Genomic DNA, 23,322 nt, shown 5'->3' with positions numbered 1-23,322 from the left:
GCGTCGGACCGGACAGGTAGTCTGACTCGGTGATCGTGGAGCATCTGAGCCTGGTCGACTTCCGCAACTATGCGGTGGCCGAGGTGGCACTGGTACCCGGTCCCAACGTGTTCGTCGGCCGCAACGGTCAGGGCAAGACCAATCTCGCCGAAGCCATCGCGTTCTTCGCCACTCTGGGTTCGCATCGGGTCTCCGGTGACGCCCCGATGGTGCGCGATGGAGCGGATGCCGCCATCATCCGCGCACGACTCACCCACGGAGACCGGCGGGTGCAGCTCGAGGTCCAGCTCAACAGACAGGGTGCGAACAAGGCCCGCGTCAACGGCTCCGCCGTCAAGACCGCCGAGCTTCCGCGCTACGCCCAGGTCGTGCTCTTCGCTCCCGAAGATCTGCAGATCGTCCGCGGCGATCCCTCTTCACGGCGCCGGTTCGCCGATCAGCTGCTCGTGCAGCGCACACCGCGCATGGCTGCCGTGCTCTCCGACTACGACCGCGTGCTCCGGCAGCGCACGGCTCTGTTGAAATCGGCCCGGGCCCGCGGCATCCGCGGTGATGCGCTCTCGACACTCGATGTCTGGGACGACAAGCTCGTCGCCCTCGGCACCGAGGTGATCGAGGCCCGGATGCGCCTCGCCGCCGACCTGCACGGCCCGCTCTCCCGCGCATACACAGCGATCGCGGGCGAGGATCATCGTCCTGAAGCCGAGTGGGCGCTCTCGGTGCGCGGTGGGGATCCGGAGGAGGATGCCGCGGCATCCGACGCCACCACGTCCGCGCCGATCGCCGACCTGTTCCGCGCCGCATTGGCCGCGCGGCGTCCGGCCGAACTCGAGCGCGGGCTCACCCTGGTCGGCCCGCATCGCGACGACCTGGTGCTGCGCGTGCGCGGATTGCCGGTGAAGGGCTACGCATCGCATGGCGAATCGTGGTCGGTGGCGCTGGCTCTGCGCCTGGCCTCCGCCGATCTGCTCCGCGCCGATTCCCGGCTCGGCGATCCCGTCCTGATCCTCGACGACGTGTTCGCCGAGCTCGACGTCGATCGTCGAGCTCGCCTGGCCGAGCTGGCCGGAGGCTATGAACAGGTGATCGTCACCGCTGCGGTGGAGCATGATGTCCCCGACGGGCTGCGTGCACGGATCGTGCGGGTCGAGGCCGGCCGGATCCTGGAGGAAGCCGATGTCTGACGCTCCTCGAGGTGCTGCAGCCCCGGATGCTTCCGCGGGTGAGGAGATGCCGGAGACCATCTCCACCTATTACCGCCTGCGCGGACTCGCGCCGTCGGCGCGCACCAAGCGTCGCCGCCGCGTGCGCGACGACGACGAGAACGTCCCGTTCACCCCGGGTCGCGATCCGCACGGTGTCGGCGATGTGCTCTCGGATCTGACGCGCATGGCCGGATGGAACTCGCAGCTCGCGCGCGAGGATCTCGTCCGTCAGTGGGCGGATGTCGCCGGAGTCGACACCGCCGGCCACACCCGACCGGTCGCTCTGGCCGACGGTGTCCTCACCGTTCAGGCCGATTCCACGGCCTGGGCAAAACAGCTGCAATTGATGCGCGCGCACATCCTGACCGAGATCATCCGCCGATTCCCCGACGCCGCCGTCGAGACGGTGCGCTTCATCGGCCCGGACGTCCCCTCCTGGAAATGGGGTCCGAGAGCCATTCCAGGCCGTGGCCCGCGCGATACCTACGGCTGAGTCACGTTCAGTCTTATCTGGGCACATTTCAGTGCGTCAGAGGGGCGCAGAGACTTCCCTGGCGCCCGTCTCTTGATAGACTGTCCGTAGTCCGACGAATCGATGTGGAGCGCTCGAAACCTATGACGTCTCTGACCCCTGAAAGCGTTCCCGAGGAACCCGAATCGCAGCCGACCGAGAACACTCCGAACGCATACGGGGCCGATGAGATCCAAGTTCTCGAAGGTCTCGAGGCGGTGCGCAAGCGCCCCGGCATGTACATCGGGTCGACCGGTCCGCGCGGCCTGCACCACCTGGTCCAGGAGATCGTCGACAACTCGGTCGATGAGGCACTGGCCGGCGCCAATGACGCGATCATCGTGACGATCCTCGCCGATGGCGGTATCCGCGTCGTCGACTTCGGCCGCGGCATCCCCGTCGATCCGCACTCCTCCGACCCGACCAAGTCGACGGTCGAGGTCGTGCTGACGATCCTGCACGCGGGTGGCAAGTTCGGCGGCGGCGGCTACGCCGTCTCCGGTGGTCTGCACGGCGTGGGCTCCTCGGTGGTCAACGCGCTCTCGACCCGCTTCGAGGTCGAGATCAAGCGCCAGGGGCATGTCTGGCGACACAGCTTCGCGAACGGCGGGCAGCCGCAGCAGCAGCTGGAGAAGGGCGAAGAGACGGACGAGACCGGGACGACGATCACGTTCTGGCCGGACCCGACCATCTTCACCGAGACCATCGACTTCGACTACGACACCCTGCGCACCCGCTTCCAGCAGATGGCGTTCCTGAACAAGGGACTGCGCATCGAGCTGCACGACGAGCGCGTCGGCGCCACGATCGAAGAAGAGGTCGACGGCACCGTCATCACCAAGCAGCGCGAAGACGTCTTCCTTTACGAGCGCGGTCTGGTCGACTACGTCGAGTACCTCAACAAGGTGCGCAAGGCGGAGCACGTCAACGAGGACATCATCGACTTCGAGTCCGAGGACACCGAGCGCAAGATCGCGCTCGAGGTCGCCATGCAGTGGACCACGAGCTACACCGAGAACGTCTTCACCTACGCGAACACCATCAACACGCACGAGGGTGGCACGCACGAAGAGGGCTTCCGCGCCGCACTGACCACGCTGGTCAACAAGTACGCGCGCGCGAACAGCCTTCTCAAGGAGAAGGACGAGAACCTCTCCGGCGACGATGTGCGCGAGGGACTGACGGCGGTCATCTCCGTGAAGCTGTCCGAGCCGCAGTTCGAGGGCCAGACCAAGACGAAGCTCGGCAACACCGAGGCCAAGGCGTTCGTGCAGAAGGTCGTGGGCGATCGGCTCGGCGACTGGTTCGACCGCAACCCGGTGCAGGCCAAGAACATCATCCGCAAGGCGATCGATGCGGCCACCGCTCGGCTCGCCGCGCGTAAGGCGCGCGAGACAGCCCGCCGCAAGAGCGTGTTCGAGAGCGCTGCGATGCCGGACAAGCTCAAGGACTGCACGAGCAAGGACCCCACGATCAGCGAGATCTTCCTCGTGGAGGGTGACTCGGCCGGCGGTTCGGCGGTGCAGGGTCGCGACCCGCACACGCAGGCGATCCTGGCTTTGCGTGGAAAGATCCTCAACGTCGAGCGTGCCCGCCTGGACCGTGCCCTCGGCAACAAGGAAGTCCAGGCGATGATCCAGGCCTTCGGCACGGGCATCGGTGAAGACTTCGACATCACCAAGGCGCGGTACCACAAGATCGTGCTGATGGCCGATGCCGACGTCGACGGCCAGCACATCACGACGCTGCTGCTGACTCTGCTGTTCCGCTACATGCGCGGACTCATCGAAGCCGGATTCGTCTACCTGGCGCAGCCGCCGCTGTACCGCCTGAAGTGGGCGAACTCGGCGCACGAGTACGTGTACAGCGACCGCGAGCGCGATGCCCTGCTCGCGGAGGGCGTCGCCGGTGGGAAGCGCATCCCGAAAGACAACGGCATCCAGCGATACAAGGGTCTCGGCGAGATGAACGACAAGGAGCTCTGGGAGACCACCATGGACCCGGAGACCCGCACCCTCTTGCAGGTGACCATCGACGACGCGGCCGCCGCGGACGAGATCTTCTCGACGCTGATGGGCGAGGACGTCGAATCGCGTCGCACGTTCATCCAGCGCAACGCGAAAGACGTCCGCTTCCTCGACATCTGAGCCGTTCGAGACTTACGCAGGAACTGAGAGAACATGACTGACGACGAACAGCGTCCCGACGCCACCCCCGCGCACAACCACGGGCACATCGACCAGGTCGACCTGCAGTCCGAGATGCAGCGCAGCTACCTCGACTACGCGATGAGCGTCATCGTCGGTCGTGCGCTGCCGCGCGTGGAAGACGGACTCAAGCCCGTGCACCGCCGCGTGATCTACGGCATGTACGACGGTGGCTTCCGTCCCGACAAGTCGTTCTCCAAGTGCGCCCGCGTGGTCGGCGAGGTGATGGGGCAGTACCACCCGCACGGTGACGCGCCGATCTACGACGCGCTCGTCCGTCTCGTCCAGCCGTGGTCGCTGCGTTACCCGCTCGCGCTCGGTCAGGGAAACTTCGGCTCTCCCGGCAACCAGGGTGCGGCCGCGCCCCGGTACACCGAGACCAAGATGGCCCCGCTCGCGCTCGAGATGGTGCGCGACATCGAAGAAGACACCGTCGACTTCCAGGACAACTACGACGGCCAGACGCAGGAGCCCGTCGTGCTCCCGGCGCGCTTCCCGAACCTGCTGGTCAACGGCTCGGTCGGCATCGCGGTCGGTATGGCCACGAACATCCCGCCGCACAACCTGCGCGAGGTCTCCGCCGGCGCACTGTGGTCGTTGCAGAACCCGGATGCCTCGCGCGAAGAACTGCTCGAAGCGCTCATGGAGCGCATCCCCGGCCCCGACTTCCCCACCGCTGCGCAGATCCTCGGCACCCGCGGCATCAAGGATGCGTACCGCACGGGTCGCGGCTCGATCACGATGCGGGCCGTCGTCAACGTCGAAGAGGTCCAGGGCCGCACCTGCCTGGTCATCACCGAGCTGCCGTACCAGGTCAATCCCGACAACGTCGCGGTCAAGATCAGCGACCTCGCCCGCGAGGGCAAGATCACGGGCATCGCCGACATCCGCGACGAGTCCTCGGGCCGCACCGGTCAGCGTCTCGTCATCGTGCTGAAGCGGGATGCCGTCGCCAAGGTCGTGCTGAACAACCTGTACAAGCACACCCAGCTGCAGGAGAACTTCGGCGCGAACATGCTCGCGATCGTCGACGGTGTGCCGCGCACGCTGCCGCTCGACGGCTTCATCTCGCACTGGGTCGACCACCAGATCAACGTGATCGTCCGCCGCACGCAGTTCCGTCTGCGCAAGGCCGAGGAGCGCATCCACATCCTGCGCGGACTGCTGAAGGCGCTCGACGCACTGGACGAGGTCATCGCCTTGATCCGTCGCTCGCCGACCGTCGATGACGCGCGCGGTGGACTGAAGGACCTGCTGGAGATCGACGACGCGCAGGCCGAAGCCATCCTGCAGATGCAGCTGCGCCGCCTGGCCGCGCTCGAGCGCCAGAAGATCCTCGATGACGCCATGGAGCTCGAGATGCAGATCGCGGACTTCCTCGCGATCCTCGCCGACCCGATGCGTCAGCGCACCATCATCCAGGAAGAGCTGACCACGATCGTCGACCGCTTCGGTGACGACCGCCGCACCGAGATCCTCTACGGATATGAGGGCGGCATGACCAACGAGGACCTCATCCCCGAAGAGGAGATGGTGCTCACGGTCACGCGTGACGGCTACATCAAGCGCACGCGCAGCGACAATTACCGTCAGCAGCACCGCGGCGGCAAGGGCGTCAAGGGTGCGCAGCTGCGCGCCGACGACGTGGTCGAGCACTTCTTCGTCACGACGACCCACCACTGGCTGTTGTTCTTCACGAACAAGGGTCGTGTGTACCGCACCAAGACGTACGAGGTTCCCGAGGCCGGTCGCGATGCGAAGGGTCAGCACGTCGCGAACCTTCTCGCGCTGCAGCCGGACGAGGAGATCGCGCAGATCCTCGACATCCGCGACTACTCGGTCGCTCAGTACCTGGTGCTGGCGACCCGCGGCGGTCTGGTCAAGAAGACGCGCCTGACCGAGTACGACACCAACCGTCAGGGCGGCGTGATCGCGATCCGTCTGCGCGAGGGTGACGAGGTCACCAGCGCGCTCCTGGTCGACGAGGGTGACGACATCCTGCTGATCAGCCGGCACGGGATGTCGCTGCGCTTCACAGCGACGGATGACTCGCTGCGCCCCATGGGACGCTCGACGGAAGGCGTCAAGGGAATGTCCTTCCGTGCGAGCGACAGCCTGCTCTCGGCATCCGTCGTGCAGGAGGACGGATTCGTCTTCGTCGTCACCGAGGGCGGCTACGCCAAGCGCACCGAGGTCGGTCAGTATCGCGTGCAGAGCCGTGGCGGATTGGGCATCAAGGTGGCCCGTCTGACCGACGATCGGGGCGACCTCGCGGGCGGTTTGATCGTCTCCGAGGACGACGAGGTCTTGGTGGTTCTTGCCAGCGGCAAGGTGGTACGCTCTGCCGTGGCCGAGGTACCTGCTAAGGGACGAGACACCATGGGTGTCGTGTTCGCCCGTGCGGGCGATGATGACAAGATCATCGCGATCGCGCGGAATGGAGAGCGGGGACTCACCGAGGCCGCGGAGGCCGCCGCCGACGAAGAGTCGAGCGCCGCAGTCGCCTCCTCCGATACCCCCGAAGAGAGTACTGACGCATGAGCACAGTAGCCGACAAGCTCGCAAAGAAGTCCACCCATAAGACGAGCGCCAAGCAGGTCCGCCTCCGCTTGGTCTACGTGGACTTCTGGTCCGCCGTGAAGCTCTCCTTCCTCGCGGCGGTGGCCCTCGCGGTCGTCACCGTGGTGACGTTCTTCCTGGTCTTCATGGTCGTCCAGACCACCGGACTGATCGACAAGGTCGACGAGTTCTTCCAGAGCTTTTCGGGCGACATCTCGATCACGACGTTCATCGGCCTGCCACAGGTCATGGCGTTCGCCGCGATCGTCGCGATCCTCAACCTGATCGTGGTCACCGTGCTCGGCGCCGTGGTCGCCGGCATCTACAACCTCGCGGTCAAGGTCACCGGCGGACTGCTGGTCGGCTTCACCTCGAACTGAGACCTACGACGAAGGGGCGGGCGCCATGCGCCCGCCCCTTCGTCGTTCTCCGGCTCAGACGACGCCGGTCGTGCCCAGCAGTGACCCGATCCCCCACGTGACTATCAGCGCGAGCGCGCCGCCGACCACCAGTCGCAGGGTGGCCCGGCCCTTCCCGCTTCCACCGAGGTGCGCCGAGACCGTGCCGGTCAGCGCGAGCGCCAGCAGGACCGCGACGAAGGTGACCGGAACCCGCCACTCCGGCGGAGGCAGCAGGATCGCCAGCAGCGGGAGCAGGGCACCGAGGGTGAACGACACCGCGGATGACACGGCCGCCTGCCACGGACTCACCAGGTCGTTGCGGTCGATGTGCAGTTCGACCTCGAGGTGCGCGGTCAGGGCATCGTGCGCCGTGAGTTCGACGGCCACTTGCCGGGCCGTGTCGTCGCTGAGTCCGCGGTCGCGGTAGAGCTGGGTCAGCTCCTCCAACTCCTCGTCGGGCATCTCGCGCAACTCGCGGGCCTCCTTGTCGATGAGGGCCTTCTCGCTGTCGCGCTGGCTGCTCACCGACACGTATTCGCCGAGCGCCATGGAGATCGCACCGCCCACGAGACCCGCGACTCCGGCGGTCAGCAGCGCGGCGTTGTCACTCGAGGCGCCCGCGACACCGACGACGAGCGACGCGACCGAGACGATGCCGTCATTGGCCCCCAGGACCCCCGCGCGCAGCCAGTTCAGCCGTTGCCCGATCCCTTCGACATGGGACTCGCCGTCGTGCGTGGTTTGCGTCATCCGCCCAGTCAACCAACGCGAAGAGCGCCGGGCAACGAAGGGCTGGCTGCCCACACGCCCGGGGCGTACGCTCGATTCGAGAAATGGGCGCGCGTCGGGTAAAGTCTTGGAGGTTGACGGCGTTCGCGCCGGCACGGTCGGGGGTATAGCTCAGGCGGTTAGAGCGCTTCACTGATAATGAAGAGGTCCCAGGTTCAAGTCCTGGTACCCCCACAAGAAACAAAGCCCCGGGGCCTTAGCTCAGTTGGTAGAGCGCCTGCTTTGCAAGCAGGATGTCAGGAGTTCGAATCTCCTAGGCTCCACAGTAAGAACGCGTCGACCTCCGGGTCCGGCGCGTTCTGTGTTTCCGGCCGATCGCTCATGTTCCCGCGTCGGCCGCGTGTCCTCGGTGGTCGGTCGTCGAGAAACAGCATCCCGGCAAGGAAACGCCGCGCCGCACCGTTTCTCGGTCGGAGTGTCGTTTCTCGAGGGATGTCGGACGGGACGGGCGGCGTCCAACCACCGCCGCGGGAGTTGTTAACAGGGTTGTTAACAACTGTGGAATCGCACCGTTCGGCTCTCCGGCCTCCACACAGACGGGCACTTCAGCGCGTTCCGGGCTAGAATCATCGTTTACCCTCTCCCCGGTGCGCCTTGCATCGGGGAGATCGCACGAGAGGAGCAATTCATGTCAACGCTCTCGAATCAGACCCTGTGGGTCACCCAGACCGCGTACGACCGGCTGCAGGCCGAGCTCACCGAGCTCACGGCACTCACCGGCGCCGAACGCGAAGCCGCCGAAGTGCGGATCGTCGAACTCCGCGGCATCCTGCGTCGCGCCGAAGTGGGCGACAAGCCCGATGACGGTCTTGTCGAGGCGGGGATGCAGATCACCGTGACGTTCGCGCGCGACACCGAGCCGACCACGTTCCTCCTGGCCCACCGCGAGCTCGCCGGAATCGACCCGAGCGTCGACCTCGAGGCCTACTCGCCCGATTCCCCGCTCGGACAGGCGATCGTCGGCAAGTTCGCCGGCGAGGACTTCTCCTTCTCCGCGCCCAACGGTGCGCAGATCAGCGGCACGATCGTGGCGGCCACACCGTTCCACGGCTGACCCATGCGCGCAGCCTGACTAGGCTGTGCGCATGGACATGAGGGTCGCGGCGTATGCGGTCATCACGGATGCGGATGACCGCATCCTCCTCGCCCATTGGATCGAGGGGCGACGCGGGGCGTGGACCATGCCCGGCGGTGGCCTGGAGCCGGGGGAGGATCCCGAGCACGCCGCGCGCCGCGAGGTGCGCGAGGAGACGGGCTACCGGGTCTCGATCGGCGGCCTGCTCGGCATCCATTCGCGAGTGATCCCGGCCGGTCGTCGCCTGACCGAGAACGCGACCCAGCCGCTGCACGCGCTGCGGATCGTCTATCGGGCGCGGATCACCGGAGGGAAACTGCGCAACGAGTTGGACGGCTCGACCGATCGCGCGGAGTGGTTCCCGCTCGCCACAGTGCGTACCCTGCAGCGGGTCAAACTCGTCGACATCGCGCTGGGGATGGCCGGACTGACCTGATCAACGGTCGGATGCCGCGTCGTTCTTCTCCTGCGAGATATCGGCGACCGTCGCGCCATAGGCGGCGATGAGGTCGTCCGCCTCGACGAAGAGGCCGTACCCGTGGGCGCCCGCCCCCATCGCGATGCGCTGCCCGATGATCCGCTCGTCGGCGTACACCGGCCAATCCACGGTGCTGCCGATGGGCGTGATGGTGCCGCGCTCGTAGCCGGTCGCGGCCAGCGCGTGCTCGGCATCCGGCAGCTGCAGCTTGTTGACGCCCACGACGGCCCGCAGCTTCGGCCACGAGATCGCCCGGTCGCCGGGAACCAGTGCGAACAGATAGGTGTCATCGCTGCGCTTGACCACGAGCGTCTTGACGACGCCACCGGGCGTGACGCCCATCAGCTTCGCGGCCTCCGGGAGGCTGTTCGCGACGGGTCGCTCACGCACCTCGATCGGCAGGGTGCGCGCGGCGGCTGCCGTGCGCACCCTCTCGAGCGGATCGGTCACGCGTTCGGTGCCCGCAGTGGGTCGTCGGCCACCCAGAGCTCGTCATCCGCGCGCAGCGTCTGCCAGGCGGCGTAGAGCACACCGGCAGCGGCGGCGACGCCGAGGATGATGGCGATCACGCCACCGGCCCCGATCCCCGACTTCTGCGGCTGCGGCTGCGCCGCGGCCAGACGGGCGGCGAGGCTGCGCGCGGCATCCTTGCTGTATTTGTCGGCCTTCTGCGCATAGAGCCAAGCGTCCGGCATGGCCAGACCCTTGCCCGCGGCGAGGCGCGCACGCGTGTCGTTCGCGGCATCCCAGACCGACAGGGCCGATCCGACGACGGCGCCCGCGGTGGGGACGACCTTCTCGCTGAGCATCTGCTTGGAGAACTCGCGACCGCGGTCCACATACGGCGCGGCGTACTTGCCGTATCCGGCCTGCACCGTGGGGACGAGCTGCTCGCGACCGTAGTTGCCGAGCTGTCGTCCGGCCTCCTGTGCGACCTTCGCAGCCTGGTTGACGATCACCTGCTGCGTCTCCCACAGGTCATTGGCCTGCGACTGCAGCTTCTGGAGTTCCTTCTTGCGCTTGCGGCTGAGGCTCACGGGGGCCCTCCTCATCATGCGGGATCTGGATTTCCCATCTTGCCAGACGTGAACGCCACCGGGAGAGGATGCACAGAACTCTGAGAGAATGTATGCATGCCTCAGCACACAGCGGTTGCCACTCTGCACACCAACCACGGCGACATCGTCGTCAACCTGTTCGGAGACCACGCTCCCCGTACGGTGAAGAACTTCGTCGGCCTGTCCGACGGAACCGGTGAATGGACCGACCCGAAGACCGGCAAGCCCGGTGAGGGCCCCCTCTACAACGGTGTGATCTTCCACCGCATCATCCCCAACTTCATGATCCAGGGCGGCGACCCGCTCGGTCAGGGCGTCGGCGGCCCCGGCTACAACTTCAACGACGAGATCCACGGCGAGCTGAACTTCAACGCGCCGTACATCCTCGCGATGGCCAACGCCGGCCTGCGCCGCAACGCCATCACCGGGCAGCCCGAGGGCACCAACGGCTCGCAGTTCTTCATCACGACCGACCCGACGCCGTGGCTGCAGGGCAAGCACACCATCTTCGGTGAGGTCGCGGATGACGCGTCCCGCGCCGTCGTGGACGCCATCGCCGCGGTGCCGACCGGTGCCGGCGACCGTCCCGTCGAGCCGGTGGTCATCGAGTCCATCGATATCGCCACGGTCTGACGGCGCCCTGAGCGCCTCCGCGTGAGCACCGACGAGTTCCGTCGCAACCGCGACAACTTCTGCTACCGGCACCCCGACCGGCAGAGCTTCGTGCTGTGCCAGCGGTGCCTGCGCACGATCTGTCCTGAGTGTCAGACTCAGGCGGCCGTCGGTGTGATCTGCCCGGAGTGCCTCAAGGAGCAGCAGAAGGCGCGCACGCCCGCGCAGGAGAAGGCCCAGCGTCGGTGGGGCCGGTCCAGTACCCGCACGATGTCACCGGCGGACTCGCGTCCGCTGGTGACGTACTGGATCATCGGGATCACGGTGGTCGTCTACCTCACGCAGCTGATTCCCGGTTCGCCGGTGCAGCAGTGGCTCGCGCTGAACAGCGCCTATCTCATCCCGTCGCTGCCGACGGGGTTCCAGCCGTGGCGGCTGTTCACGGTGCTGCTGGTGCATTCCAGCATCTGGCACGTCGGCCTGAACATGCTCGCGCTGTGGATGATCGGGCGCAGCCTCGAGCCGCTGCTGGGCCGCTCCCGCTTCCTCGCGCTGTATCTGATCAGCGGGCTGGGCGGATCGGTGGGCGTCGCGCTCCTGGCCCCGGGCCAGTGGGTCGTCGGCGCCTCCGGCGCGATCTTCGGACTCTTCGGAGCGCTGCTGGTGATCGGCCGGCACATCGGAGCGAACGTCACGAGCATCGCCATCCTGATCGGCATCAACTTCGCGTTCCCCTTCGTGCAGGGGCTGATGGCCGGCTCGATGGCCGCCGTGCAGATCTCCTGGCAGGCGCATCTGGGCGGACTCATCGCCGGCGCCGCGGCGGGGTTCATCTTCGCGCGCACGCGGTCGGTGCGACAACGGCGCTTGCAGATCATCCTGCTGGCCGGGCTCACGCTGCTGCTGTTGGCACTGCTCGTGATACCCGCGATCATCTACGTCTAGCGCCCGTTCGGGTCTCGACACGGTCGCTGCGGGACCGTGCTCAGTGTCGACCCTGCGCGCATCAACGCGGGTTGCACGTGGAGTGATCCGCACCGCGATCGCTTACGTCCAGCGGTTATCCCGAAGTTATCCACAGGTTCATCCACAGGGTGGGGATGAATCACACCGGTGTAATTCCACAGGTGTTAACAACCCTGTTAACAACTTCCGGATACGCAAAAGACCCGGTCAAGCCGGGTCATTTGCGAAGAGGGTCAGCGCCAGCGCGTGGTCATCAGGAAGCCGATGAAGGCGATCCCGAAGCCGATCACGAGGTTCCACGGGCCGATGCCCGGGATGGGGTATGCCATGCCGCTGAGGTAGAAGACGAGCACCCAGACGAGTCCGAGGAGCATGAGCCCGATCATGATGGGCTTGAACCACACCGGGTTGGGTGCGGCCTCTCCCTCGCTGCGCTCGACGAGCGAGTCGTCGCCCTTGCCTGTTCGTGCCATGCGCCCATCCTAACTGCCAGGCAGACCCCAGCATGTGCTGACTAGAATCCACCTGTGGACGGTGCGTCGGTGAACACCGCAGGGGGCGGCGAATTGCGTCCTCGGCGCGCTGAGCGACCCCGGCGAAAGGCGTCGTTCTTCGGAGTGGTCGGGGAGATCCTGATCACCGCCGGAGTGATCACGCTGCTGTACGTGACCTGGCAGCTGTGGATCGGCGACGTGATCTACGGCGCCGAGCGCAACGCCGAAGGGGCGTCACTGTCCGAGCAGTGGGAGTCGGACTACCTGACCGCGCCGGAACCGACCGCGGCCCCGGATCCCGAGCCCGCCACGGCCGAGCCGGTGATCCTCCCTCAGCCCGAAGACGCCCAGATCTTCGCCACCATGCGCATCCCCCGCTTCGGTGCGGACTACAACGTGCCCATCGCCGGAGGGGTCACGCGCGCCCGCACGCTCGACACCATCGGCATAGGCCACTACCCCGGGGCACAGATGCCGGGTGAGGTCGGCAACTTCGCATTGGCCGCCCACCGGACGACGTGGGGCAAGCCGTTCAACCGCATCGCCGATCTCCACGTCGGCGACGCGATCATCGTCGAGACAGAGGCCGGCTGGTACACGTACCGCTACCGGACGCTGGAGTACGTCACGCCGACGCAGGTCGAGGTGCTCCTGCCGGTGCCCGAGCAGCCCGGCGTCCCGGCCGGCGGCAAGTACATCACGCTGACCAGCTGCAGCCCCATGTTCGCCATGACCGAGCGCATCGTCGCGTACGGTCTGTTCGAGTCGTTCACACCGCGGACCTCCGGCCCGCCGACCTCCCTCACGGAAGGGCCGACCACCTGATGTACGCCGGACTGTGGCGCATTCTCCCCGGGCCCTGGTGGCTGCGGGTGCTCATCCTGATCGTGCTGGCTGCCGCCGTGCTCTACGGCCTGATCTTCTACGCCTTCCCGTGGGTCAGCCAGTTCGTGAACCCGCAAGAGGTCACCGTCCAGTGAGCCCCGCCACCTCCGCGGCGGCCGGGCACACCGTCGCGGCGGGCGCTCGGGCATCCATCCTCGTCGTGGACAACCACGACAGCTTCGTGCACACCCTCGTCGGGTACCTGCACGAGCTCGGGGCGCAGACCGATCTGATCGAAGCGGACGCGATCGCGACGGATGCCGCGGCATCCGTCATCGCCCCCTACCGCGGTGTGCTGGTCTCGCCGGGACCCGGCACGCCCGCCCAGGCCGGGGCCTCCATCCCGGTCGTCCGCGCCGCAGCGGCCGCCGGCATCCCGCTCCTGGGCGTCTGTCTCGGGCACCAGGCTCTCGCCGAGGCGTTCGGGGCGACCGTGGATCACGCGCCCGAGCTGATGCACGGCATGACCTCGAGCGTGCACCACGACGTCAGCCCGCTGTACGACGGCCTGCCGAACCCGTTCACGGCGACGCGATACCACTCGCTCGCCGTCGTGCCGGAGACCTTGCCGACCGAGCTCGTGGTGACCAGCCGCACGGACGGCGGCGTGATCATGGGCATCGCGCACCGCGAGCTGCCGCTGTGGGGCGTGCAGTTCCACCCGGAGAGCGTGCTGACCGAGGGCGGCTACCGGCTGCTGGGCAACTGGCTCGAACGCGTGGGCATCACGGATGCCGCGTCTCGCGGCGCGGCGCTGCACCCGCGCCGCTGAGCGAACCTCGGACTACGTTCCGGAGCAGAAGGTCAGAGTGACCTCGGAGTGCACCGGCGCCTCGCCCGGAGCGATCGACTGCGTGCGGACGACCGGCGGAGCCGATGCGGGACAGCTGGTGTCCTCCTGGGTGAGGACCGTCAGCTGCGAGTCGGGGCCCTCGAGTTCGCGCGTCGCGGCCTCGATCGTGTACCCGGTGACGTCGTTGATGATCACGCGTCCGGTCGCCACGACGAAGTTCACCGTGGTGCCCACCGGAACGACGGCGCCCGTCTTCTGGTCCGCCGACATCACGACACCGGCGGCGAGCCCGGGATCGTTGCGCGGAGTGATGGCCCCGAGCTTCAATCCCACCGACTCGAGCGACGCCTGGGCCGCCTCCTGCGAGAGTCCCTCCAGGACCGGAACTTCGACGGTCTCCTGGCCCTTGGACACGTAGACCTTGACCTGCTGGCCGGGTGTGACCGACTCGCCCGCCTCGGGATCGGTGCGGATGACGTTGCCCACCGCGACGGTGGCGCTGGACTCGTCGATGCGGAACGAGAGCAGATCCGCCTTGCCCAGCACCGAGTTCGCCTTCTCGTACGTCATGGCGGTGACATCCGGGACGACGCGCGCGCTCGGCGGCACGTCATTGCCCTTCGGCATCTGCAGCACCCAGAACAGCACGGAGATCAGCAGCACCGCCAGCACGGCGACGCCGGCCCAGATCCACGCGACCGGGGGCCCGGCCTGCGTGCGCTTCATGGTGGTGTCCGTGCTCAGCTGACGCAGCGACCGGGCCGTTTCCGCGGCCTGACGCGGGTTCGGGCCGTACAGCTCGCTCGTCAGTGCGCCCAGCTGGCGCTTGGAGGGCTCACGGCCGCCGATTGTGGCATCCAGTGCCTCACGGAAGCTCGCGGCGTCCTGGTACCGCTGGAACGGGTCCTTGGCCATCGCGCGCAGCGCGACCGCGTCCAGCGCGCGCGGCACGGTCTCGTTGACCTCCGACGGCGGCAGCGGCGCCTCGCTGACGTGCTGATAGGCGACCGCGACCGGCGACTCGCCGCGGAACGGCGGACGGCCGGCGAGCAGCTCGTACAGGACGACACCGGTCGAGTAGAGGTCGGCGCGCGCGTCGACGGGCTCGCCCTTGGCCTGCTCGGGCGAGAAGTAGGCGGCGGTGCCGATGATCGCGGTGGTCTCGGCGACCGTGGAGGACGAGTCGGACACGGCGCGGGCGATGCCGAAGTCCATCACCTTGACCTGCCCGGCATCCGTCACCATGACGTTGCCCGGCTTGATGTCGCGGTGCACGACGCCTGCCCGGTGCGAGTACTCCAGGGCCTCGAGGATGCCGTCGACGTAGCGGACGGTGGTCTCGACCGGGACGGGTCCCGCGGCGATGATGTCCTTCAGGAGCTTGCCGTGGACGAGCTCCATGACGATGTACGGCACGGGGTGCGCGACACCGTCGGGTCCGATCTCGCTGTCCTCGCCGGCGTCGTACACGCGGACGACGGTCGGATGCGCCATCCGCGACGCGGCCTGCGCCTCCAGGCGGAACCGGGTGCGGAACGAGTTGTCGGTCGCGAGATCGTGCTTGAGGATCTTGATCGCGACCTGGCGGCCGAGGGTGAGGTCGTAGCCGCTGTACACGGAGGCCATCCCACCGCGCCCGATGAGCTCGTCGACGCGGTAGCGCCCGGAAAGAACACGCGGCTCAGCAGTCAACTGTCACTCCCTGGCATGGAACACAGCCAGCCTAACGGACGGCCGCTGTGCGCCCCGGACGTTCGGTGCGCACAGCGACACATCACGGGGTCGTGGTCGGGTCGGGTGCGGGCGGTGCCTGGATCGCGGCGTTCGCCTCGCCCGAGGGGTCCGTCGTGCGGTTGCCGGCGGCCCCGCCGCTGCAGGTGACGGTGTACGTCACCAGGAGCGAGCCCGTGGCGGTGGTGGGAACGGTGACTGAGGCGTTGCGATCCCCTTGACCGAACGACATCGTCGACTGCCCGTTGCTGAACGTGCCCTGCACCGCGGTGAAGTTGTACGCGCTCACGCTGCCGGTGCCGGACGGGCAGCTGTAGCCCGACCACGACACGGTGACGCTGTCGCCCGGCGCCACGGTCGACGCGCTCAGCGACGGCGCGGCCGGCGTCGGCATCGGCGTCTGGCTGCCGTAGTACGTCAGCGTCAGCAGTTGGGACGCCTCGATGTTGCCCGTGGGGGCGATGCGGTAGACCTTGTTGACGTCGTCGCCCGTCGGTGCGGGATCGCCGGCGACGCACGAGACGGCCTCCACGCCGGCGGCGGTCGCCTTGGCCGAGGCTTCCGTGCAGTCCATGCCCTCCAGAGCGAGCGCGTCGATGTTGATGCGCGTCGGGGTGGGCGTGGGTGTCGTCTTGGTCGGCTTGGGCGTGCTGCTCGTCGAGGACTGGGACGGCTCAGGGGTCGGCTCCTGGTTGGCGAACAGTGCCCACAGAGTCCCGCCGATCACCAGCAGCAGCAGCACGATGAGTGCGATCAGCGGCCAGGTCCACGGGCTGCGCTTCTTCTTCGGTTCCTCGTCGGTGGGAACCGCCGCAGGCATCAGCAGGGTCGCATCCGCGCCGTCGGTCGGCGTGAGCAGCTGCGTCATGTCGTCGCCTACGGCCGCACCGGTGGCGATGGCGGGGATCGCGGCCGCCGCGGCGGCGACGTCTCCGCGGCGCAGCGCCGTCGCCGCACGGGCGACAGCGGCCGATGACGCCGGCCGGTCCTCGGGCTTCTTGGCGATCATCGCCATGATGAGGTTCTGCACCGGCACGGCGACCGTCGGAGGCAGCGGCGGGGGCTGCTCGTTGATCTGCGCCATGGCGATCGCGACCTGCGACTCACCCGTGAAGGGTCGCTTGCCCGCGAGGCACTCGTACGCGACGATGCCGAGCGAGTAGGTGTCGGTTGCGGGGGATGCCGAGTGGCCAGAGGCCTGCTCGGGCGACAGATACTGCACCGTCCCCATGACCTGGCCGGTAGCGGTCAGCGGCACCTGGTCGGCGATGCGGGCGATGCCGAAGTCGGTGATCTTGACGCGCCCGTCGGGCGTGATCAGCAGGTTGCCGGGCTTGATGTCGCGGTGCACGAGCCCCGCGGCGTGCGCGGCCTGCAACGCGGCCGAGGTCTGCGCGACGATGTCGAGCGTCTTGTCGGTGGAGAGGGATCCGTCGCGCTCGAGGATCGTGGAGAGCGCCTCGCCGGGCACGAGCTCCATGACGAGGAAGGCGCTGCCGTTCTCCTCGCCGTAGTCGAACACGCTGGCGATGCCCTCATGGTTGACGAGCGCGGCGTGGCGGGCCTCGGCGCGGAAGCGCTCGAGGAAGCCGGGGTCGCCCATGTACTCGTCTTTGAGGATCTTGATGGCGACGGTGCGGCCGATGACGTGGTCGGTGGCCTCCCACACTTCGCCCATCCCGCCGATGGCGATCCGCGAGTCCAGCTCGTAGCGGCCGCCGAAGGTGACTCCCTGCGTCGGTCTCATTTCCCCAACACCGCCTCCATGACCTTCTTTGCGATGGGTGCCGCGATTGCATCGCCGCTGCCCGATTGACCCTTACCTCCGCCGTCCTCCACGACTACGGCGACGGCGACCTGCGGGTTCGTTGCGGGCGCGAACCCGGTGAACCACAGCGTGTAGGGCTTCGTGCCGCCCATCTCCGCGGTGCCGGTCTTCCCGGCCACATCGACTCCGTCTATTCTTGCACCCGAGGCCGCGCCATCCTGGACATTGGCGACCATCATCGCCACCATCTGCGCGGCGAGATCCGCCTCCAGCGCCCGCCCGAACTCGGTGTTCTCGTACGTCTGCTGCACGGACAGATCAGGTGCGATCACGCGATCCACCATCCGAGGGTTCATCACGATTCCTCCGTTTGCGATTCCCGCCGACACCATCGCCATCTGCAGCGGCGTGGCGGTGACCTTGCCCTGGCCGAAGCCCGTCAGCGCCGTCTGGGGGTCATCCAGCGCGCGCGGGTAGCTCGACGGCGTGGAGACGAGCGGCAGCTCGAACGACAGGTTGAAGCCGTACTTCTCGGCCTCTTCGCGGATCGCGTTGTCGCCGAGCTGAACGGCGAGCTCGGCCATCGGGATGTTGCAGCTCAGGCGCAGCGCATCGGCGAGGGTGACCGTCTCGCCGGGGCCGCACGTGCCGCCGGAGGCGTTGTACACGACGGACGTCGACTGAGGCAGCTGATAGACCGCCGGGTTGGGCAGTGTCGAGGCCGGCGTGTAGTTGCCGGAGGCCAGCGCGGCGGAGGCGACGACGAGCTTGAACGTCGACCCCGGAGGGTTCAGGTCGCCGGCGATCGCGCGGTTGTAGAGCGGATGCGTCGGATCGGTCTCGAGTTGGTTGTACACGGCGTTGACGGCGTTCGCATCGTGCGAGGCCAGCAGGTTTGTGTCGAAGCTCGGGCTGGTCACCATCGCGAGGATGCGGCCGGTGGACGGCTCGATCGCGATCACCGCGCCCTGCAGATCGCCGAGGGCGTCGTAGGCGGCGCGCTGCACGGTGGCGTCCAGGCTCAGCTCGACGTTGGAGCCGCGCGGCGGCTGGCCGGTGAAGATCCGCTCGATGCGGTTGAGGAACTGCGAGCTCGCGGTACCGCTGAGCACCTGGTTCATCGACTGTTCGATGCCGGTCGCCGAGCCCAGGACGGGGTTGATGTAGCCGGTGACGGGCGCCCACATCGCGGCATCCGTGTACACCCGCTGCCAGCTGTAGAGATCGTTCGACGGCACCGAGGAGGCGATCGCCGCACCGCTGGCGATGATCGACCCGCGCTGCACCTCGTACGTGTCGTACAGCGCGCGCTTGTTCGCCGAGTTCTGCGCGAGCGCGTCGGCCTGTACCACCTGGATCCAGCTCGTCGACGCGAACAGCGCGAGGAACATCACCAGCATCACGATGCTGAGTCTTCTCAATTCCTTTGTCATCGGATCGCCCCCTTCGGGCGATGAGCGATCGCCTGTGCATTCGTCATGTCAGCCGATCACCACCCGGGGTCGGCTGCGGACGGCATCGGAGATGCGCAGCAGCAGGGCCACGATGATCCAGTTCGCCACGAGGGACGAACCGCCGGCCGCGAGGAATGGGGTCGTCAGACCGGTCAGCGGGATCAGGCGCGTCACTCCGCCGACCATGATGAACACCTGCAGCGCGATGGTGAACGACAGCCCGGTCGCCAGCAGCTTGCCGAAGTCGTCCTGCCCGGCGAGCCCGATGCGGATGCCGCGGCTGGTGAACACCATGTACAGGCACAGGATGGCGAACACCCCGACGAGCCCGAGTTCTTCGCCGAGGCTCGGCAGGATGTAGTCGCTCTGCGCGAGCGGCGTGAGGTACGGCCGGCCCTGGCCGAGGCCGGTGCCGAGGAGTCCGCCCTGGGCCATGCCGAAGATGCCCTGGACGAGCTGGTAGCTGCTGCCGTCCATGAGGTCGGGGTTGAAGGCGTCCAGCCAGTTCGTGAATCTCCCCTGCACGTACGGCAGGATGCGGGAGGCCAGGAAGGCGCCGCCCGCGGCGAGCACGACACCGATCAGTACCCAGCTGGTCTTGCCCGTCGCGACGTAGAGCATCGCCACGAACATGCCGAAGATGAGCAGTCCGGTACCGAGGTCGCGCTGCAGCACGATGATCGCCATCGAGGTCAGCCAGACCACCAGCAGCGGGCCGAGTTCGCGTGCTCGCGGCCAGGTCACGCCGAGGAATCGCGTGCCGACCGAGGTCAGGCTCTCCCGCGTGCGCACGAGATACCCGGCGAAGAAGATCGCCAACGCGATCTTGGCGAGCTCGCCCGGCTGGAACGAGAAGATGCCGAGTGAGACCCAGACATCCGCGTTGGCGTCCGTGCCGAGCCCCGGCACGAGCGGCAGGAGGAGCAGGACGACGCCGACGAGCCCGAAGATGTAGGTGTAGCGGAACAGCACGCGATAGTTGCGCAGCAGGATGACCACGACGATGGCTCCGACGAGGGCGATGCCCGCCCACGCGAGCTGGCGCGTGGAGAAGGCCTCCCAGCCGTGCAGTCGCTTGGCGATGTCGATGCGATAGATCATCGCGATGCCGAGGCCGGTCAGCAGCGTCGCGATCGGGACGACGAAGGGGTCGGCATCCCGCGCCACCAGACGCAGCACGATGTGCAGCGCGACCACCAGGGCGGTGAGGCCTCCGCAGTAGACGAGGAACTTCGCGTCGATGATGCCGGTGGCGCCGAGCTGCACGAGTGCGACAGCGGAGCCGTTGATGACGAAGGCGAACACGAGCAGTGCGAGTTCGCGGTTGCGCTGCGTCTGCGGCACCCGGATGCGGCGCAGCGCGCGGATCACCGCCGTGTCGGCGGAGACGTTCTCGGGCGGGCGCGTGACCGTCATGGGCTGGTCTCCGCGGTCGTGCGCAGGCGGTCCACGATCTGCTGCGCGTCCTCGAGGGAGCGCGCGCTGATGGTGGCCTCGACGGTGCCACGGGTGAACGAGGGAAGGTCGTCCAGCGAGATGTTGGTCTCCTCGTACGGGGATGAGAGCGAGATCGGTCCGATGCCCTGCTGGATGCCGCGGTAGATCACCACGGTGTCTTGATCGGCGCCGACGAAGTACCGCGTCTGCGTCCACTGGTAGGCCGCGAACAGCACGGTCGCGATGAGTACGAGCACCACGACCAGGCCCGAGATCCATCCGATGCGCCGGCGGCGGGCGCGGCGGCGGTCCTCCTCGATGAGCTCCTCGAGGAACTCGGCGGCCGGCTCGAAGTGCGTGGGTTCGTTCGCCGCCTGGCGGTTCGGGTGCAGCCAGCCGCCACGGCCGGACCGTGCGGCGGGCACCTCGATGCCGGCGGGATTGGACGCGGATCCCACGATCGTGGGCGTGCCGGAGAAGAGCGGATGCTGCCCCCCGACGTCGACGAGCACGATCGTGACGTTGTCGGGGGCACCGGCATCCAGCGCCTGCTTGAGCAGCACGTCTGCCGTGCGGCCGGGGGCCAGGCCCAGCCCCATGGCCTTGGAGGTGTGCGTGTCGTCGACGACCCCGGAGAGGCCGTCCGAGCACAGCAGCCACCGGTCGCCGGGCTGCGTCGGCATGATGAACGTGTCGAGCTCGGGATCGGGATCCATGTCGCCGAGCACGCGCATCAGCACCGAGCGGCGGGGGTGGTACCGCGCCTCTTCGGGGGTGATGCGCCCGGAGTCGACGAGGCGCTGCACGAAGGTGTGGTCGGTGGTGATCTGCGTGAGGGCGCCGTCGCGGTAGAGGTACACGCGCGAGTCGCCGATGTGGGCGATCACGGCGTAGTCGTCGACCATCAGCAGGGCGCTCACCGTCGTGCCCATACCGGCCAGCTCGGGCCGCATCACGACGGTGTCGATCAGCTCGGCGGCGGTGTCGGCGATGGCGTCGCGCAGGGCGAGCTCGGCCTCGGAGGTCGAGGCGAACGGCTGGTCGAGTGCCTCGAGGCGTCCGACCGCGAGGCTGGAGGCGACATCCCCACCGGCGTGCCCGCCCATGCCGTCGGCGACGACGAAGAGGTTGGACCCGGCAAACCCGGAGTCCTGGTTGTTGGAGCGCACCTTGCCGGTGTGCGAGATGGCGACGCTGGAGCCTTGGAAGACCATGGGTGCGGGTCCGCTGCTACTTCCGCAGCTCGAAGGTCGTCGCGCCGACCTTGATGGGGGCGCCGACCGTGACCGGCACGGGGGCGGCGACCCTTGCACCGTCATGCCAGGTGCCGTTGGTCGAGTCGAGGTCCTGGATCATCCACTGCTCGCCCCACAGCACGAGGCGCGCATGGTGGCTCGACGTGTAGTCGTCGCGGATGACGAGTCCTGATTCGCTCGAGCGGCCGATGGTCAGCGGCTCGGTGCCCAGCGGCAGCTCGAGTCCGGCCTTGGGTCCGCTCGTGATGACGATGCGCGAGACGGCCGAGGTCGTGGCCGGACCGCCCTTCGGGCCCGAAGCGGTCGGAGCCGTGGGCGCGGGTGCGACGGGCGCGGTGGCGCCGCCCTTCGACACGGGCATGGGCGCCGGCGCGGGGGCTGCGGCGGGTTCCGGCAGGCGACGCACCTTGACGCCGAACAGATCGGCGCGCAGCGAGTACACGACGGCGAACACGAAGAACCACATCAGCAGCAGGAAGCCGATGCGCAGCAGGAGAAGCGTCAACTCGCTCACGACGCACCACCGCCGTCGTGCAGATCGAAAGCGCGGGTGGCGTCCGAGGCGGGCGTGGTCGGACGGGGCGGGGCGGCCTGTGCGACCACGCGGAACACGATGTCGGTGCGCCCGATGGTCACAGTCGAATCCGGCGGCAGGGCCGCCTCGGTGACCTTGCGGCCGTCCAGGCGGGTGCCGTTGGTGGAGTTCATGTCGCGCACCATCGCGCGCTCGCCGTCCCACAGGATCTCGACGTGCTTGCGGCTGGTCCCGGCATCCGAGATCGTGATGTCGGCATCGCTGCCGCGCCCGATGACGGTGCGGGCCTTGACGAGCGGATGACGCTTGCCCTCGACGTCGACGACGCCGCGCCAGGCGACCTGCCCCTGGGCGGAGGACGACTCGACGCGCAGGGTTCCGGTCGACAGCTGTTCATCGCGCTGCAGGGTGATCGTGACGGGGCCGGCGAAGGAGTATCCCTGCGACTTCGCGTGCGTGCGGACCAGGGTGTCCAGCTCGTCGCCGAGGGTGCCGCCCAGCAGGCGCATCTTCTCGTCGTCGGCCGCGGACAGCCGCACGACGAACGTGTTCGGCGCCAAAATGCGGTCGCGACTGACAACGGCAGCCTTCTTGTCGAGCTCGCTGCGCAAAGCGGAGGCGATCTCGACAGGCTGGATGCCGCTACGGAAGGTCTTCGCGAACGCGCTGTTGACCGCGCGCTCGAGTCCCTTCTCGAAACTGTCAAGTAGTCCCACGGGGCTCCTCAGGCAGGCAGACCAGTGCGTACATGCTAGTTGCCTCCGCTGTGTGGACCATGGGTGGCGCGCACAGGCGAGCGGTCTGCGCACACCGGATCTGGATCGGGCTCCCGATTTGGGTGCCTGCGAGAGCGTAGCCGAGGTCACCCGTGGAATCGAGGAGCGCTGCGGCGCGGGGCCGCCTGGGTGCCGTGAACCTCGTCGTTCCCCGGCACGCCGCGGGGCGCGGCGGGTGCCCCGAGTCTTCGGACCCGAATCTGTCGTGATATCCTCGGGAGGTTGGTCAGCCCGCTGGGTTGAATCGCGCGAGTGGCGGAATAGGTAGACGCGCTGGCTTCAGGTGCCAGTGCCCGCAAGGGCGTGGGGGTTCAAGTCCCCCCTCGCGCACA

Annotated in this window: 23 protein-coding genes and 3 tRNA genes; 15 read left to right on the top strand and 11 right to left on the bottom strand. The window is 67.8% G+C overall.

Annotated features, from left to right (window positions below; genetic code table 11):
- The first annotated feature begins 29 nt into the window (after positions 1-29).
- From recF to ASD65_RS12560, 5 genes are all read left to right on the top strand, one after another.
- Positions 30-1,184, top strand: a complete 1,155-nt coding sequence (gene recF / locus ASD65_RS12580; protein WP_056223149.1) for a DNA replication/repair protein RecF — start codon at positions 30-32, stop codon at positions 1,182-1,184.
- Complete coding sequence (locus ASD65_RS12575) at positions 1,177-1,698, top strand: DUF721 domain-containing protein (RefSeq protein WP_156378867.1); 522 nt, start codon at positions 1,177-1,179, stop codon at positions 1,696-1,698. Before recF ends, ASD65_RS12575 begins: the two co-directional genes overlap by 8 nt.
- Positions 1,699-1,820: 122 nt before the next feature.
- Positions 1,821-3,863, top strand: a complete 2,043-nt coding sequence (gyrB, locus tag ASD65_RS12570; protein WP_056223145.1) for a DNA topoisomerase (ATP-hydrolyzing) subunit B — start codon at positions 1,821-1,823, stop codon at positions 3,861-3,863.
- A 33-nt stretch (positions 3,864-3,896) separates the two neighbouring features.
- A complete protein-coding gene (gyrA, locus tag ASD65_RS12565) occupies positions 3,897-6,464 on the top strand; it encodes a DNA gyrase subunit A (RefSeq protein ID WP_056223143.1) in 2,568 nt (855 codons plus the stop codon).
- On the top strand, positions 6,461-6,862 hold the full coding sequence (locus tag ASD65_RS12560; protein ID WP_056223141.1) for a DUF3566 domain-containing protein: 402 nt from the start codon (positions 6,461-6,463) through the stop codon (positions 6,860-6,862). The genes gyrA and ASD65_RS12560 overlap by 4 nt, the downstream gene beginning before the upstream one ends.
- Positions 6,863-6,916: 54 nt before the next feature.
- Here the strand turns inward: ASD65_RS12560 and ASD65_RS12555 are convergent, their stop codons facing one another.
- Positions 6,917-7,633 (bottom strand): VIT1/CCC1 transporter family protein, encoded by a 717-nt coding sequence (locus ASD65_RS12555; RefSeq protein WP_056223139.1) that lies wholly within the window; start codon positions 7,631-7,633, stop codon positions 6,917-6,919.
- A gap of 139 nt (positions 7,634-7,772) precedes the next feature.
- Here ASD65_RS12555 and ASD65_RS12550 point away from each other — a divergent pair.
- From ASD65_RS12550 to ASD65_RS12535, 4 genes are all read left to right on the top strand, one after another.
- A tRNA-Ile gene (locus ASD65_RS12550) sits at positions 7,773-7,846 on the top strand.
- A gap of 16 nt (positions 7,847-7,862) precedes the next feature.
- Positions 7,863-7,935, top strand: a tRNA-Ala gene (locus tag ASD65_RS12545).
- Positions 7,936-8,300: 365 nt separating this feature from the next.
- A complete protein-coding gene (locus tag ASD65_RS12540) occupies positions 8,301-8,726 on the top strand; it encodes a GreA/GreB family elongation factor (protein ID WP_056223137.1) in 426 nt (141 codons plus the stop codon).
- Positions 8,727-8,757: 31 nt separating this feature from the next.
- On the top strand, positions 8,758-9,183 hold the full coding sequence (locus ASD65_RS12535; protein WP_056223135.1) for an NUDIX hydrolase: 426 nt from the start codon (positions 8,758-8,760) through the stop codon (positions 9,181-9,183).
- On the opposite strand, the gene ASD65_RS12530 is transcribed toward ASD65_RS12535, so the two are convergent.
- The gene (locus ASD65_RS12530) at positions 9,184-9,675 is read right to left on the bottom strand and encodes an aminoacyl-tRNA deacylase (protein WP_056223133.1); all 492 of its coding nucleotides are present in this window, start codon (positions 9,673-9,675) and stop codon (positions 9,184-9,186) included.
- A complete protein-coding gene (locus ASD65_RS12525) occupies positions 9,672-10,262 on the bottom strand; it encodes a hypothetical protein (protein WP_056223130.1) in 591 nt (196 codons plus the stop codon). Before ASD65_RS12525 ends, ASD65_RS12530 begins: the two co-directional genes overlap by 4 nt.
- Before the next feature lie 96 nt (positions 10,263-10,358).
- Between ASD65_RS12525 and ASD65_RS12520 the strand changes: the two genes are divergently transcribed.
- Positions 10,359-10,916, top strand: a complete 558-nt coding sequence (locus ASD65_RS12520) for a peptidylprolyl isomerase (RefSeq protein WP_056223128.1) — start codon at positions 10,359-10,361, stop codon at positions 10,914-10,916.
- 21 nt (positions 10,917-10,937) lie between these two features.
- Positions 10,938-11,840 (top strand): rhomboid family intramembrane serine protease, encoded by a 903-nt coding sequence (locus ASD65_RS12515; protein WP_056223126.1) that lies wholly within the window; start codon positions 10,938-10,940, stop codon positions 11,838-11,840.
- Positions 11,841-12,094: 254 nt separating this feature from the next.
- On the opposite strand, the gene ASD65_RS12510 is transcribed toward ASD65_RS12515, so the two are convergent.
- Positions 12,095-12,334, bottom strand: a complete 240-nt coding sequence (locus ASD65_RS12510; protein ID WP_056223124.1) for a cell division protein CrgA — start codon at positions 12,332-12,334, stop codon at positions 12,095-12,097.
- Positions 12,335-12,388: 54 nt separating this feature from the next.
- Here ASD65_RS12510 and ASD65_RS12505 point away from each other — a divergent pair, with 54 nt between their 5' ends.
- From ASD65_RS12505 to ASD65_RS12500, 3 genes are read left to right on the top strand one after another with little or no spacing between them, the layout of a single operon-like run.
- Positions 12,389-13,180 (top strand): class E sortase, encoded by a 792-nt coding sequence (locus tag ASD65_RS12505; protein WP_235566695.1) that lies wholly within the window; start codon positions 12,389-12,391, stop codon positions 13,178-13,180.
- The gene (locus ASD65_RS19160; RefSeq protein WP_162248501.1) at positions 13,180-13,335 is read left to right on the top strand and encodes a DUF4175 domain-containing protein; all 156 of its coding nucleotides are present in this window, start codon (positions 13,180-13,182) and stop codon (positions 13,333-13,335) included. Before ASD65_RS12505 ends, ASD65_RS19160 begins: the two co-directional genes overlap by 1 nt.
- Positions 13,332-14,012: an anthranilate synthase component II gene (locus ASD65_RS12500; RefSeq protein ID WP_235566693.1), complete on the top strand. Its 681-nt coding sequence runs from the start codon at positions 13,332-13,334 to the stop codon at positions 14,010-14,012. Before ASD65_RS19160 ends, ASD65_RS12500 begins: the two co-directional genes overlap by 4 nt.
- Before the next feature lie 12 nt (positions 14,013-14,024).
- On the opposite strand, the gene pknB is transcribed toward ASD65_RS12500, so the two are convergent.
- The 7 genes from pknB to ASD65_RS12465 all read right to left on the bottom strand — a co-directional run bounded on the left by pknB (position 14,025) and on the right by ASD65_RS12465 (position 22,930).
- The gene (pknB, locus tag ASD65_RS12495; RefSeq protein ID WP_056223122.1) at positions 14,025-15,725 is read right to left on the bottom strand and encodes a Stk1 family PASTA domain-containing Ser/Thr kinase; all 1,701 of its coding nucleotides are present in this window, start codon (positions 15,723-15,725) and stop codon (positions 14,025-14,027) included.
- Positions 15,726-15,807: 82 nt separating this feature from the next.
- Positions 15,808-17,511 carry a serine/threonine-protein kinase gene (locus tag ASD65_RS12490; protein ID WP_056223120.1) on the bottom strand — a complete coding sequence of 568 codons (1,704 nt, stop codon included), beginning with the start codon at positions 17,509-17,511 and terminating at the stop codon, positions 15,808-15,810.
- Positions 17,508-18,965 carry a peptidoglycan D,D-transpeptidase FtsI family protein gene (locus tag ASD65_RS12485; protein ID WP_056223118.1) on the bottom strand — a complete coding sequence of 486 codons (1,458 nt, stop codon included), beginning with the start codon at positions 18,963-18,965 and terminating at the stop codon, positions 17,508-17,510. Before ASD65_RS12485 ends, ASD65_RS12490 begins: the two co-directional genes overlap by 4 nt.
- Before the next feature lie 48 nt (positions 18,966-19,013).
- The gene (locus ASD65_RS12480) at positions 19,014-20,402 is read right to left on the bottom strand and encodes an FtsW/RodA/SpoVE family cell cycle protein (protein ID WP_056223116.1); all 1,389 of its coding nucleotides are present in this window, start codon (positions 20,400-20,402) and stop codon (positions 19,014-19,016) included.
- On the bottom strand, positions 20,399-21,637 hold the full coding sequence (locus ASD65_RS12475) for a PP2C family protein-serine/threonine phosphatase (protein WP_056223114.1): 1,239 nt from the start codon (positions 21,635-21,637) through the stop codon (positions 20,399-20,401). Before ASD65_RS12475 ends, ASD65_RS12480 begins: the two co-directional genes overlap by 4 nt.
- Positions 21,638-21,653: 16 nt before the next feature.
- A complete protein-coding gene (locus tag ASD65_RS12470; RefSeq protein ID WP_056223112.1) occupies positions 21,654-22,193 on the bottom strand; it encodes an FHA domain-containing protein FhaB/FipA in 540 nt (179 codons plus the stop codon).
- Complete coding sequence (locus ASD65_RS12465) at positions 22,190-22,930, bottom strand: FhaA domain-containing protein (protein ID WP_056223110.1); 741 nt, start codon at positions 22,928-22,930, stop codon at positions 22,190-22,192. Before ASD65_RS12465 ends, ASD65_RS12470 begins: the two co-directional genes overlap by 4 nt.
- A 306-nt stretch (positions 22,931-23,236) precedes the next feature.
- On the opposite strand from ASD65_RS12465, the gene ASD65_RS12460 reads away from it, so the two are divergent.
- Positions 23,237-23,320: transfer RNA gene (locus ASD65_RS12460), tRNA-Leu, on the top strand.
- The last annotated feature ends 2 nt before the right edge of the window (positions 23,321-23,322 follow it).

Origin of the sequence: Microbacterium sp. Root61 (assembly GCF_001427525.1) — a bacterium.
Taxonomy (GTDB): Bacteria; Actinomycetota; Actinomycetes; order Actinomycetales; family Microbacteriaceae; genus Microbacterium.
The sequence above is the reverse complement of the archived record's forward strand: the minus strand, read 5'-3'. Positions and strand labels throughout refer to the sequence as shown.

Bases quoted from the DNA above. Each gene is read 5' to 3' on its own strand.
- ASD65_RS12535 (WP_056223135.1), top strand. From the start codon at position 8,758: ATGGACATGAGGGTCGCGGCGTATGCGGTCATCACGGATGCGGATGAC.
- ASD65_RS12485 (WP_056223118.1), bottom strand. From the start codon at position 18,965: ATGACAAAGGAATTGAGAAGACTCAGCATCGTGATGCTGGTGATGTTC.
- ASD65_RS12475 (WP_056223114.1), bottom strand. From the start codon at position 21,637: ATGGTCTTCCAAGGCTCCAGCGTCGCCATCTCGCACACCGGCAAGGTG.
- ASD65_RS12510 (WP_056223124.1), bottom strand. From the start codon at position 12,334: ATGGCACGAACAGGCAAGGGCGACGACTCGCTCGTCGAGCGCAGCGAG.
- gyrB (WP_056223145.1), top strand. From the start codon at position 1,821: ATGACGTCTCTGACCCCTGAAAGCGTTCCCGAGGAACCCGAATCGCAG.
- gyrA (WP_056223143.1), top strand. From the start codon at position 3,897: ATGACTGACGACGAACAGCGTCCCGACGCCACCCCCGCGCACAACCAC.
- ASD65_RS12490 (WP_056223120.1), bottom strand. From the start codon at position 17,511: ATGAGACCGACGCAGGGAGTCACCTTCGGCGGCCGCTACGAGCTGGAC.
- ASD65_RS12560 (WP_056223141.1), top strand. From the start codon at position 6,461: ATGAGCACAGTAGCCGACAAGCTCGCAAAGAAGTCCACCCATAAGACG.
- ASD65_RS19160 (WP_162248501.1), top strand. From the start codon at position 13,180: ATGTACGCCGGACTGTGGCGCATTCTCCCCGGGCCCTGGTGGCTGCGG.
- ASD65_RS12540 (WP_056223137.1), top strand. From the start codon at position 8,301: ATGTCAACGCTCTCGAATCAGACCCTGTGGGTCACCCAGACCGCGTAC.
- ASD65_RS12480 (WP_056223116.1), bottom strand. From the start codon at position 20,402: ATGACGGTCACGCGCCCGCCCGAGAACGTCTCCGCCGACACGGCGGTG.
- ASD65_RS12575 (WP_156378867.1), top strand. From the start codon at position 1,177: ATGTCTGACGCTCCTCGAGGTGCTGCAGCCCCGGATGCTTCCGCGGGT.
- ASD65_RS12520 (WP_056223128.1), top strand. From the start codon at position 10,359: ATGCCTCAGCACACAGCGGTTGCCACTCTGCACACCAACCACGGCGAC.
- ASD65_RS12555 (WP_056223139.1), bottom strand. From the start codon at position 7,633: ATGACGCAAACCACGCACGACGGCGAGTCCCATGTCGAAGGGATCGGG.